This is a genomic window from Capilliphycus salinus ALCB114379 (assembly GCF_047276495.1).
GTDB classification, from domain to species: domain Bacteria; phylum Cyanobacteriota; class Cyanobacteriia; order Cyanobacteriales; family Microcoleaceae; genus Capilliphycus; species Capilliphycus salinus.
The window spans coordinates 6100218-6113423 of sequence record NZ_CP178543.1 but is presented as its reverse complement, the minus strand read 5'-3'; the positions used below and the strand labels follow the sequence as shown (position 1 = coordinate 6113423).

The following is a 13206-nucleotide window of genomic DNA, read 5'->3' as shown; positions in this document are numbered from 1 at the left end:
AAACACCAAAAACCCTATTTCTTCGAGATTTTTTATATCAAGTCCGGTTGAATACCCATCATAAAACTGTGGAGAGATCAAGAGATTTTGACTGACCGATGACATTAACATCATAAAAGGTTTCAATCCAAACCCTGGCACCACAACGGAGAGGTTTATCGGGACGATAGACAACACGACATCCTCCCGGTATTTCGACAATATGCCCGTAAGTATTGGTGTTGCGCGTTTTGACGGTAATCACGGGAAGTCGTTCCTGGTGTTTTTGATTTTGCCGAATTCTTTGAGAATTAACGTGAATAATCGTTGTTGCAGGCTTTTTGAGATTGCACCAACGGGGAGCCGGGCCTCTTGTACCTCGCTTAATAGTGGGTTCGCCGTCAACCAGGGGAATGAGCCACATCTTCCCGGTCTTATAAGCACCTTCGACTCGGCCTGCGATTAGGAGAACTCGCAGTCGAGCGGTAGAGATTTTTAGAATACGGGCTGCTTCTGTAGTACCGACTATCATTGAACTATAAGGAAATCGCAATAGTTTTGATAACTGTCATACCTAATGATAAATGATCTGCGGATCAATAGTCAAGGATCTGCTATTCGGTGGCGCGGAGTAGCGCGGTTCGACCGAAACCTGTTCACTGTCGCTGGTACTGCGAAGGTGTCTGTTATTGGTTGATTATACAACCGGATTTGATATTAGCACAGCAAAAACCCGCAATATTTGGGATTTTTTAGCAAACCAAAAACCCGGTCTATTTGAGAAACCGGGTTTTTTGAGAAACCCAGTTTTTTTGAGAAACCGGGTTTTTCTGTTAGGGTTATTTAATTCCCGCTACCGACAGAAGACTTCTTCTCTGAGGACTTCTTCTGCGGTTCAGAATCAGAAGAACGGCGCTTTTTACCCACCAACTTCGGCTTAGGAATGGGCTTAACCTCTTCCTCTTGGGGATAATCGGTTTCTTCCCAATTGGGACGATTCTGATCGTAAGCCATTTGTAACGCCGCCGCCGCGATCGCGTGGGGTTCGTATTCTTCGCCCAACTGTGCGACAATGGGTAAGAATGACGCCATCCGCTCGCCGGTCAAGGCTTCTAACACCTTATCTTTCAAGCGTTCGATATAGCGCGCTTCAATTTGCGATCGCTTGGGAATCGTCAGCGTGGTAAAATTGTGACGCAGGTGACGCTCAATCAAGCGCAGTTTGCGGCGATCCATCGGTTGCAACAACGTAATCGCCTTCCCTTCCCGTCCGGCGCGACCCGTCCGACCGATGCGGTGAACGTAGCTTTCGGCGTTATCCGGCAAATCGTAGTTAATCACGTGGGTCAAATGATCCACATCCAGACCCCGTGCGGCGATATCCGTCGCCACAATCCAGCGCACCTGACGCTTGCGGAACCGCATCAGCAGCCGCTCCCGTTGGGACTGGTTCAAGTTGCCGTGATATTCGTCAACGCTGTGACCGGCCCCTTGTAGGTAGCTGGTCAAATCTGCCGCCGCTTGCTTGGTGCGGACAAAAATAATCGCGGATTCCGGGTCTTCGAGTTCGAGAATCGGTTGTAAAGCACGGGATTTCGTCCAACCACGCGGCACCGTATAAACCGCCTGTTCGATGCGTTTCGGCGTGGTTTTCGGCTGTTCAACCTTCACGGTGACGGGAGAATTGAGGTACTTCCGCACCAATTTCCAAATTGAAGGCTCAATTGTTGCCGAGAAGAAAGCCGTTTGTCGGTTTTCTGAAGCCGCTTCTAGGATTTTTTCCACATCTTGAATAAATCCCATACTCAGCATCTCGTCCGCTTCGTCGAGAACCAACCACTTGATGCTATCAAGTCTGAGGTCGCCCCGACTGAGCAAATCCAATACCCGTCCGGGTGTTCCCACCACAATCTGGACGCCCCGGTCTAACCGTTGGATTTGTCGTTCTATCGACTGACCTCCATAGACGGTTAACACATATAATGAGCGTTCGTTGCTCATTTTGCGAATGGCGTCTTTGACCTGCATCGCCAGTTCTCGGGTTGGAGTTAAAATCAAAGCCTGAACATCTTTAGCTTTGTGATCGATTTGTTCGAGGATTGGCAATGAAAAGGCTGCGGTTTTCCCGGTTCCGGTCTGGGCTTGTCCCACGATGTCTCGACCTGATAGGATTTGTGGGATCGCTTGCACCTGGATGGGAGTGGGTTCGGTAAAACCGATGGATTCGAGATGTTGAGCGCGGGCTTCTGAAATACCTAGTTCTACAAAGGATAGACTCATTAATGCTCCTAAATCACAAGTTTTCGCTTGGTTCCTTCCATTGCCCTCCTCAGATTTCAGGTCTTAGCTCTACTCCAACACCTTAAAGAGCGTCGCTCCAGCGATACACCGTTCTAAGGGCATTGCGGAACCAATTTAGATTGTTTGCAGGTTTTTCTAGACTCTGTACTCACTCAATTGGTCCCTGGGGGGCATCCAGCTTTTCAGAGCCGACTAAACCTTATTCAATAATAGGATAACGCTTAACAATCAGAAACAAAACCACAAACTGCTTAAAATTATATCCGAATTCCCGTACCAATGCTATCAAACCCTGTTGTAGATTCACTTTGGGGGATGCGAGAACTTTTTTCAGCCTGAGCAGTGCTGACTGGCTTTTCGGTAATCCTACACTATCACTACACGATTGTCTGATTCTGAGCGGTCAGACAAATTGCCGTTTTTGAGTATTGGGAGAGGTCGTAAACCATTCCTTGACGCTCCAGCCATTGATGTAATTGCCTTTGAGCGATTTCAGCTTTGCCGGGTGTCACCTTGATTGATAACTCAAGCAAAGCGTTCTGACCCGGAAGAAACCATTGTTCTAAGGTCAGACGGTAGGGAAAGGTTTTGTCATACCACTTCCAGATTTCTGCCTCCACCCTACTATACAAAGTCAGTTGATCTAATAGTTCAACCGATCCCATATATTGCCTAAACAGTTGCTTCTGAACAGGGTTGAGAGCTTGTTGGATCTTTTTTTTTCCCTTGACCACTTGCTTCAACCGACTGTTTGAGGTGCGCGTTTCAACTTTGGCAATCTGAGTTTGATGCGCTCCGGTGCGATTGATTTTTAGGCGAAAGCGACTCTGGCTGTAAAATTCTGGATGAATCCAACGAGAGTCGAAGTTTCGCAGCTTCAGCGTTAGGGAATCCTTAGCATCCCGATGAAGACGAATTCGCAGAATTACTCCTGACTTAAACAAGTGTAACGCTTTTGTATCAAAAAAACAACTGGCCCGTTTGAGGTTGGGTTTTTCGTGAAGGTCAAACCGGTTCGCCAGCATCGGGAACTGACTCGGATCAAAAAAAACTTTGATTTCTACCTCATCAATCAGCTTCGGTACTGGGGTCTGAGAATTCACCTGACTAACCAAACCTTCAACCTCATCTTTGACCCGGAAAGCATGAGTTGATTTTGAAGGTAACATTGGCTTAAAAACAACAGTTCTTAATCAACGCCGAAACCTTGTTTACAACGTCTGGCGATCGCTAAATGAATTTACACACACCCCGATAAAAATCCGGCTGAAAATTGCTCGGTTTCTTGATGCTTTTATCTCTACCTTAGCATAGAAATTTAACAGCCGGAAGTCCTGGATTTTAAGTATTTTTACAGAAATCAGACGGTATAACCGTACAAATCATAAACATCCGCACTGCTAATTTTTACCGGAACAATTGACCCCAAACGCGCCGTTCCTTCTACATAAACCACCCCGTCAACATCCGGCGCAAACCTCCCCGAACGTCCAATCAATTTCCCCGTACCGGGATGTTCTTGTTCGATTAAAACCTCGACTACTTCTCCGACAGACTTTTGATTTTGTTGAAAGGAAATCGGCTGTTGAACCTGCATTAACGCATCCCGTCGCGCATCCATCACCGCCTGGGTCACTTGATTCGGTAAATTACAAGCGGGGGTTCCTTCTTCAGCCGAGAAGGTAAATACGCCGACATGATCGAAGTGATGGCGTTTCACAAATTGCAGCAAATGTTCAAAATGTTTATTGGTTTCACCCGGAAAACCGACAATAAATGTGGTTCTTAAAATCGCATCGGGAAGCGCCAATTTAATCTTCTCAATAATCTCATCATTCACCCGACCTTGCCAAGGCCGATTCATCGCCCGTAAAATTTCCGGGTGAGAATGTTGTAACGGTAAATCCAAATAGGGTAAAATATTGGGGGTTTCGCCAATCGCTTCTATCACTTTCGGCGTTAATCCCGTCGGATAGGCGTAGTGCATTCTCACCCAAGGAATATCGACTTTTCCGAGCGCTCTTAACAATTCCGCCAATTTCGGTTCGCCGTACAAATCTAGGCCGTAATTGGTGGTAATCTGAGAAATCAGTACAATTTCTTTCACTCCCTGATCGGCCAGTTGTTGCGCTTCGGTAACAATGGACTCAATACTTCGCGATCGCTGATCTCCGCGCAAATGGGGGATAATACAAAAGGCACAGCGATAATTGCACCCTTCGGCGACTCGCAGATAGGCTACCCCTTCGGTTGTGGTGCGATAGCGGGGAACCGTTTCATCGGCGATGTAGGTGGGTTCAGCAGAAATTTCTCGAACCCGTTCCCCCTTTTGGGTGCGTTGAATCACATCGACAATTTTATGATAATCTCCCGTTCCCACAACCGCCACCGCTTCGGGAAGTTCTTCAAGCAGTGCGTCTTGGAAGTGTTGCGCCATGCAACCGGTAATTACAACTTTCTTTTTCGCTTCGGCCAGATCTACAATGGTCTGAACGGATTCTTCCCGTGCCGCTTCGATAAAACTACAGGTATTAACAATCACATAATCGGCCAGTTCTTCGTTAGAATCGACCTGATAGCCCGCCTGTACGAGCAAGCCTAGCATATGTTCGGTATCAATGCGATTTTTTTCGCACCCTAAATGGGAAATTGCGATCGTCGGCTGAGTTGCCATTAACAGTTTTTATCATAAAATTCAACTACGAATTTAATATATTAACACAGAATCTAGCTGTTTACCCATTTTGCCTTTAAAGTTCGCAGAACCAACCAACCGATCGCACATCCGAGGACATAATAGAGAAAATCCCCCCAAACAAAAGTAGTCCCCAGGACTAACCGTCCGATTAAAGTTTCTCGAATTGCTTGTAAAAAAGGCGGTTTCCACAACTGCATAAACTCCAACGCAGAAGTCACCACAAACACCCAAAACGCCACCCATCCCGGCGAGAGTCGGGGTAAAATTAACACGACCAAAAACATCCAAAACATTTCGTAGAAAATACTGCTAAAAGAGTTATTCACCCAAAATTCTAACGGCCCTTGATAGTATTTACTCGCCAACCCAATCGGAATTAAAGCAATTAAAATCCCAAACACAATCCGGCGATAAGTTTTCATAATTTAGACCCAGAAAAATCATCAGTCTCAAAAACCCGGTTTCTAGCGATCGCGATCGGTTGAGATCATATATTTTGGGTTGAGAAACCGGGTTTCTTGGGTTTGTTGCGATCGCGATCGGTTGAGATAGGTATTAGAAACCGGGTTTGTTGCGATCGCGATCGGTTGAGATCATATATTTTGGGTTGAGAAACCGGGTTTCTTGGGTTTGTTGCGATCGCGATCGGTTGAGATAGGTATTAGAAACCGGGTTTGTTGCGATCGCGATCGGTTGAGATCATATATTTTGGGTTGAGAAACCGGGTTTCTGCAATGGCACCCTACAACTAAAATCAAAAAAAGTAGGATGAGCATTACCCATCCTACTCGGTTTTAAAGATTTTTCGCGTATGTTAGGCTACACTAACAAAATCATCCGCAGTAATGAGACTGGGGTTAACATTCTCAAGAGTTGCTAACAATTCCTGTCCAAACTGAATCAGAGTCGAACCATTTTGCTCTACAATATTTAAGTCATCGAAAGTTAAATCCTCATCGAGAACCAACAAATCTTGACTATCGGTAAAATCAGTAATCAAGTCGGAACCATTTCCAATACCCAGGAAAAAGCGATCGCGTCCCTCATTTCCGGTTAAAGTATCATTACCGCCGGCGCCGATGAGGATGTCATTTCCTTCGCCTCCAAAAATCAGGTCATTCCCTTCGCTACCATCAACGACATCATTCCCCAAGTCGCCGTAAAGGGTATCATTACCTTGATTACCGGAAACGGTATCGTTATTCTTACCGCCATAGATCAGGTCGTTACCGTCGTTTCCTGCAATTAAATCATTGCCGATATTACCAAATAGGCTATCATTTCCGGTTCCCCCGGTGAGAGTATCCCCATCTTGACCGCCATAAACCATATCATTACCCTCACCCCCGTCAAGGAAGTCATCACCCAAGTTACCGTTTAACCAGTCGTCTCCGTTTCCGCCAAACAGGGTATCATTATCTTGACCGCCAAACAGGGTATCGTTATTATCACCCCCATCAAGGAAGTCATCACCCAAGTTACCGTTTAACCAGTCATCGCCATCGGAACCGAAAATAACGTCGTTATCTTTTCCGCCGAAAATGGTATCATTACCGTTGCCACCATCAACAGTATCATTTCCTTCGTTGGCGGCGATCCCATCTTCACCATCACCCCCGTTAACAATATCATCGCCTGCGAAAGCAAAAATTTCGTTATTGTTCGCATCACCGAGTAAAATATCGGCGTCGGAACCGCCTTCACTGCTAGAATTATCAGAACTAATATTAGCCGCAGTGTTGGCGGGTTTAACCGGCGCAATAATAGCAGGAATTAAGTTAGTTGGGTTATCGATAACGCCGCCGAAGTCGTCGGGTTCGGAATCATTTCCCGGGTCGGTTTCAGAATCGTTATCGATGTCATTAACGGTCAGTTGAAACGTGTTTTCAACGGTGGCCTGATTTCCATCGGTGGCGGTCACTCTGATATCAAATACGCCGACATCATCGTTGGTGGGAGTGCCGCTAAAGACTCCGGTTCTTGAGTCTAATTTTAACCAACTGGGTAAGGGTGAACCGTCGGCTAATTTGGCTGTGAAACTGAGGCTATCAATGGCATCAGTATCGGTGAAATTGGCGGCAATATTTAAGGTAAAATTGCTGTCTTCCTCGACGGTTTGAGGGTCGATACCGTTGCGGAGAATGGGGCCGTTGTTAACGTTATTAACGATCAGTTGGAACGTATTTTCAACGGTGGCTTCGCTACTATCTTTGGCGGTAACTTTTACCTCGAGTTGACCAACATTTTCATTGCTTGGAGTGCCGCTAAATACTCCCGTTGTTGGGTCTAAAATTAACCAACTGGGTAAGGCGGCACCGTTGGCTAATGTAGCCGTATAGGTGAGGTTATCCCCCGCATCAACAGCGCTGAAATTCCTGGAAATATCCAACCTAAAATTTCCATCTTCCAAAATAGTTTGAGGAGGAATACTACTGTTTAAAACGGGTGGGTCGTTAACATTATTAACGTTGATGGCGAGCGCCTTTTCAAAGGTTTCTCCATTATTATCGCTCGTTTGAACCCGGATACTGTAGGAAGTTTTGGTTTCAAAGTCGAGGACGGCTTTGGTAATGAGTTCACCGTTAACAATTTCAAAAAGAGCGTTATCGGTGTCACCCTCTCCCGCAACTAAACTGTAAGAATGGCTGTCGTTTGTATCTCCATCAACGGTGCTAAATGTTCCGACAACCGCACCGACGGCTTGGTTTTCATCGGCGCCGTTATTGCTGAGGGTAATATCGGTGGGAATTTCGTTAATATTACCGACATTAACGGTAAATTGCTTTTCAAAAGTTCCCCCATTTCCGTCATTGGTTTCAACCCGGATATTGTAGGAATTTTTGGTTTCAAAGTCGAGGACGGCTTTGGTTTGGAGTTCCCCGTTAACGATATCAAAAAGAGCGTTATCGGTGTCGCCAACACCCGCAACTAAACGATAAGAATAGGTGTCGTTTATATCGGAGTCTGTGCTGGTAAAAGTTCCAACAACCGTACCGACGGCTTGGCTTTCTTCTAAGCTGTTATTACTGAGAGTAATATCGGTGGGATTTTCGTTAACATTATCAACATTAACGGTGAATTCTTTTTCAAAAGTTCCGCCATTATTATCATCGGTTTTCACCCGAATATTGTAGGAAGTTTTGGTTTCAAAGTCGAGGACGGCTTTGGTTTGGAGTTCCCCATTAACAACTTCAAAAAGAGCGTTATCGGTGTCGCCAACACCCGGAACTAACGTGTAAGTATGGGTGTCCGTCGGGTCAACGTCGGCGGTGGTAAAAGTTCCGACAACCGCACCGGCTGCTTGGTTTTCATCAAGACGGTTATTGCTAAGAGTAATATCGGTGGGAAGTTCATTAACATTACCGACATTAATGAGCAAAGAATTTTCAAAAATTCCCCCATTTCCATCATTCGTTTGAACGCGGATACTGTAGGAATTTTGGCTTTCAAAATCAAAGGAAGCAGTGGTTTGCAGTTGACCGTTAACAATTTCAAATTTATCGTTATCGGTGTCGCCATTACCCGCCACTAAACTGTAAGTATAGCTGTCGTTTAAATCTCCATCAACACTGCTTAAAGTTCCGACAACCACACCGACGGCTTGGTTTTCATCGACGGTGTTATTGTCCAAAATAATATCGGTGGGAAATTCGTTAATATTACCGACATTAACGGTAAATTGCTTGTCAAAAGTTCCCCCATTTCCATCGTTGGTTTGAAGCCGGATATTGTAGGAAGATTTGGTTTCAAAATCTAAAACAGCTTTGGTTTTGAGTTCCCCGTTAACAACTTCAAAAAGATCGTTATCGGTATCGCCCGCACCCGGAACTAACGTGTAAAAATGGGTGTCCGTCGGGTCAACATCAGCAGTGGTGAGCGTTCCGACAACCGTACCGACAACTTGATTTTCGTCCAGGCTATTATTGCTGAGGGTAATATTAGTAGGAATTTCGTTAACATTACCCACATTAATCAGCAAAGATTTTTCAAAAATTGCCCCATTTCCGTCGTTGGTTTGAACGCGGATATTATAGGAAGATTGGGTTTCAAAATCTAAAACCGCTTTAGTTCTCAGTTCGCCATTAACAATATCAAACAGAGCGTTATCGGTGTCGCCAACACCCGCAACTAAACTGTAAGAATAGGTTTCATTGAGATCGCTATCAGCAGTGCTAAATGTTCCGACAACCGCACCGGCGGCTTGGTTTTCATCGACCCGGTTATTGCTGAGAGTAATATCGGTGGGAAGTTCGTTAACATTGCTGACATTAACGGTAAATTCCTTGTCAAAAGTTCCCCCATTTCCGTCGTTGGTTCGGACCCGGATATTGTAGGAAGATTTGGTTTCAAAATCTAAAACCGCTTTGGTTCTCAGTTCCCCGTCTACAATTTCAAAAAGAGCGTTATCGGCGCCACCAACACCCGGAACCAAACTGTAAGAATGGGTGTCCGTCGGGTCAACATCTGCGGTGGTAAATATTCCGACAACCGTACCGACAACTTGATTTTCCTCCAGGCTATTATTACTGAGAGTAATATCGGTGGGATTTTCATTAACATTATCAACGTTAACGGTTAACGCCTTTTGAAAACTTCCCCCGTTTCCATCATCAGTTTTAACCCGAATACTGTAGGAAGTTTTGGTTTCAAAATCTAAAACCGCTGTGGTTCTCAGTTGACCGTTAACAATTTCAAACAGACCGTTATCAGTGCTACCAACACCCGGAACTAAACTGTAAGTATGGGTGTCGTTTGTATCCGAGTCCGTGCTGCTAAAAGTCCCGACAACCGTACCAATATCTTGATTTTCACCGACGCTGTTCGTATCGAGAGTAATATCGGTGGGATTTTCATTAACATTATCAACGGTAATTGTAAACGGTTTCTGAACAGTTCCCCCGTTTCCGTCGTCGGTTTGAACCCGAATACTGTAGGAAGATTTGGTTTCAAAATCTAAAACCGCTTGGGTTCTCAGTTGACCGTTAACAATTTCAAACAGAGCGTTATCGGCGCTACCGGCACCCTCAACTAAACTGTAAGAATGGGTGTCCGTCGGGTCAACATCGGCGGTGGTCAATATTCCCACAAGCGTACCAACTGCCTGATTTTCGTTTAAGCTATTATTGCTGAGGGTAATATCGGTGGGATTTTCGTTAACATTATCAACATTAATGGTTAACTCTTTTTGAAAAGTTCCCCCGTTTCCGTCGTTGGTTTCAACTCGAATATTGTAGGAATTCTTAGTTTCAAAATCGAAAGAAGCCTTAGTCCTGAGTTGACCGTTAACAATTTCAAATTGAGCGTTATCCGTATCGCCAACACCCGCAACCAACGTGTAAGAATGGGTGTCCGTCGGGTCGGCGTCGGCGCTGGTCAAAGTTCCCACAACCGCACCAACCGCTTGGTTTTCGTCTACGCTGTTATTGTCGAGAGTAATATTAGTGGGAATATCGTTAATATTGGCAACCCTTGGGGGCGTCGTCTGAACATCAAGAACTTTTAGACCGCCATTACCATCGGCAAGATAAACCGAGTTACCGACCACAGAGACACCTAAAGCATTGCCATCGGTATCTAAACCATACTCTAAAGTGGGATTGGTCGGGTCGCTAACATTAACAATTTGCAGACCGTCAGCTTCATAAGCCACATAAGCAAAGTCCCCCGACACCGAGACGCCAAAAGCATCGCCGCCAGTATTATAAACGCCGACCACCTGGGGACTGGCGGGGCTGCTAACATTGATGATTGACAAATTATTGTTACCCGTATTGGCAACATAAGCCAAGTTCCCGACGACGGAGACACCCCTAGCATTGGCGCCGGTGCTGACGTTGCCGGCCGCTGTGGGGTTGTCCGGGTCGGTAATATTAAAAATTCGTAAGCCCCCGTTCCCCGCATCGGCAACATAGGCAAAGTTCCCCGCCACCGCAACATCCCAAGCCCGGCCGGGAGTAGCAATTTGGCCTCGGGGAGCGGGTCGAGTCGGGTCGGTAATATCGATGATTTGCAGGCCGCCATTATTATCGGAAACGTAGGCGAAATTTCCCGCAACCGCTACACCGTTGGCTTCTCCACCGGTCGGCGCATTGGCGACAATGGTCGGAGTGGCGGGGTTGCTAATATCGATGACTTGCAGACTTCCGTTATCATCGGCAATATAAGCGAAGTTCCCCGCAACCGCGATGTCCTTGGCGCGCCCCGGAGTATCAATGCTACCTCTTAAAGTGGGACTGGCGGGGTTGCTGATATCGAGGATTTGCAGGCCCTCTCTATCATTGGCGATATAAGCCAAATTTCCGACGATGGAGACGGCTTGGGCGCTGCCGTCTTGATAAAAACTGCCCAAGGCCCTGATTCCCTGTCCGGCTACTGCGGTGGCGGTTTCGGCTGTTCCTCCATTGTCGGTGTAGGAGGCGTTGACTCGGATAAATTTGCCGACTTCGTTATCTCCGGGGGTGAAGGTGTTGTTGGTCGCGCCGGTGATGTCTGTCCAGGTGTTTTCATCGGTCGAAGACTGCCACTGATAGGTGATGTTGTTTGGAAGGCCGTCCGAGTCGCTGACTGTGGCTGTTAGGATGCTGTCTTCTTCTGGGGTGCCGTCGATGTTGACCTGACCGTTGGCTAAAATACCACGATAGGAGGCTTGTGTGCCGGCTGAAAACGCAACTTCGGCGGGGGTTTGACTGATGAACCGCTTGAAGGTCCAGTCTCCGTTTAAGGCGGCGTTTCCGGTGGGAGTGGCGGAGGCGGCGATGTCGGCGCCGGTCAGTTTGTGCAGTTTCTCAATAAATTCGGCCCCGGCGTCTCCACAAGCGAGGTGACAACCGTACAGTACAATTTCGGAAGCGGACCAGGTTTGCAGTAGGTTGGCGTACCGTTCAAAGGTGTTGAGGTTGAGTTGAGTATTTCCTATGTATAAGCATCCCGGTGAACCGTGAGAAACAATATGAACGCTTTCAATATTAGGACGGGTAAATAAGCAGGCTGTAATTTGTTCTATACCGTCTCTATCGCTATTTAAAATCTCAATTTCTATTCCGGATTTGACCCCGGCAACGAGGTATTCGTAGTCATCTACGTTAGCATCGATAAAAACCAGGGTTTTTGAGGAATTCAGAGAAATCGGTGAAAACTGTAGGGTTTGGAAAGAATGGGAAAACTGAGCGTTGGAAAGAGCGAGTTGAGACATGGGTAGAACTCTGGTTAAATTCATGGTAAAAAATCAGAAAGTTTTTAGATAAACGACAAGGGGTAAAATTTTATCGGCACAATAAATCGGCACCATTGCTTTTGAAAAAAAGCTTTGGTTTTCCCAGATAAAGCCGGGTATTCTTCAGGATAAGAACGATTTTAGTGCTGATTTAGGGGTGGTTTGATGCTTTTATTTCTCCCCGATTTCTACGAAAAATCGAGCTTAAATATGACAATTTCATTGCTTTTCAATAGATGCGTCAGAACAATGTTATTGCTTATTTAGATGTGATTTGATGCTTTTATTTTTCCCAGATTTCCATGATAATTCTAGCTTGGGAACGGTGATAATTTGCCCCAAAGCCTTATTTTTTATGGCAATGTTATCGCTTCTCATTTGAAGCTTGAAAACAATGCTCGTGTTAGTTAATCCGTGATTTGATGCCCTTAATAGATCCCCGATCTTTTAGATGAATCTAACTTGGGAGCCGCGATCGCCCCAAAGTCTAGTTTTCCAAGAAAATGTCATTGCTTTTTAATAGATGCGTCAAGACAATGCCATTTGCTTTCCCTGATCTCTTACAGACATCATAACTTAACATTCTCCCCATTTGTCAACAGGAAATTCCAAGAATTTGATTGTAAATTTTATACAAGCACATTGAGTATTTTTACTTAAAATTTACATCAACTATTATTTATATTTCAGGTTAACCGTATTTTCACGGAGTAATTTTTTCACAACAGACGAGAATTGAATCGATACCTGAACGATAACTCCGTAAATACCGAAGGGCGATCGCCCCGTTCAATTCTATCAAGTCCGGTTGTTAAATCCCACTGAAAAAGAAAATTGTTTAAGAGGGAATAGGGGAAAGGGGAAAGGGAAAAGGGGAAAGGGGAAAGGGGAAAGGAAATTTTGACAATTTGAGAAGAATTTAAAGGCTACTTTAATAAACGAATTTTGTACTGCTATATGATATCCGACTGATCAATCATCACTCTGTAGGGGCGGGTTATACAATATCTTTCAT

Annotated in this window: 6 protein-coding genes; all 6 read right to left on the bottom strand. The window is 45.4% G+C overall.

The window, feature by feature from the left end; genetic code table 11:
* Window positions 1-58: 58 nt before the first annotated feature.
* Entirely contained in the window at window positions 59-511 is a 453-nt protein-coding gene (locus ACL6C3_RS24715; RefSeq protein WP_413162067.1) for a DNA-binding protein, read from the bottom strand.
* Window positions 512-822: 311 nt separating this feature from the next.
* Window positions 823-2259, bottom strand: a complete 1437-nt coding sequence (locus ACL6C3_RS24710) for a DEAD/DEAH box helicase (protein ID WP_413162064.1) — start codon at window positions 2257-2259, stop codon at window positions 823-825.
* 398 nt (window positions 2260-2657) lie between these two features.
* On the bottom strand, window positions 2658-3449 hold the full coding sequence (locus ACL6C3_RS24705) for a hypothetical protein (protein WP_413162062.1): 792 nt from the start codon (window positions 3447-3449) through the stop codon (window positions 2658-2660).
* Between the two features lie 191 nt (window positions 3450-3640).
* Window positions 3641-4954 (bottom strand): 30S ribosomal protein S12 methylthiotransferase RimO, encoded by a 1314-nt coding sequence (gene rimO / locus ACL6C3_RS24700; RefSeq protein WP_413162060.1) that lies wholly within the window; start codon window positions 4952-4954, stop codon window positions 3641-3643.
* A gap of 53 nt (window positions 4955-5007) precedes the next feature.
* Entirely contained in the window at window positions 5008-5400 is a 393-nt protein-coding gene (locus tag ACL6C3_RS24695; protein WP_413162056.1) for a DUF2809 domain-containing protein, read from the bottom strand.
* 392 nt (window positions 5401-5792) lie between these two features.
* Window positions 5793-12194, bottom strand: a complete 6402-nt coding sequence (locus ACL6C3_RS24690; protein ID WP_413162054.1) for a cadherin domain-containing protein — start codon at window positions 12192-12194, stop codon at window positions 5793-5795.
* Window positions 12195-13206 lie beyond the last annotated feature (1012 nt).

What these genes read in the sequence shown, in the direction of transcription:
- ACL6C3_RS24705 (WP_413162062.1), bottom strand. Translation starts at nt 3,449, where the DNA reads ATGTTACCTTCAAAATCAACTCATGCTTTCCGGGTCAAAGATGAGGTT.
- ACL6C3_RS24690 (WP_413162054.1), bottom strand. Translation starts at nt 12,194, where the DNA reads ATGAATTTAACCAGAGTTCTACCCATGTCTCAACTCGCTCTTTCCAAC.
- ACL6C3_RS24715 (WP_413162067.1), bottom strand. Translation starts at nt 511, where the DNA reads ATGATAGTCGGTACTACAGAAGCAGCCCGTATTCTAAAAATCTCTACC.
- ACL6C3_RS24710 (WP_413162064.1), bottom strand. Translation starts at nt 2,259, where the DNA reads ATGAGTCTATCCTTTGTAGAACTAGGTATTTCAGAAGCCCGCGCTCAA.
- ACL6C3_RS24695 (WP_413162056.1), bottom strand. Translation starts at nt 5,400, where the DNA reads ATGAAAACTTATCGCCGGATTGTGTTTGGGATTTTAATTGCTTTAATT.
- rimO (WP_413162060.1), bottom strand. Translation starts at nt 4,954, where the DNA reads ATGGCAACTCAGCCGACGATCGCAATTTCCCATTTAGGGTGCGAAAAA.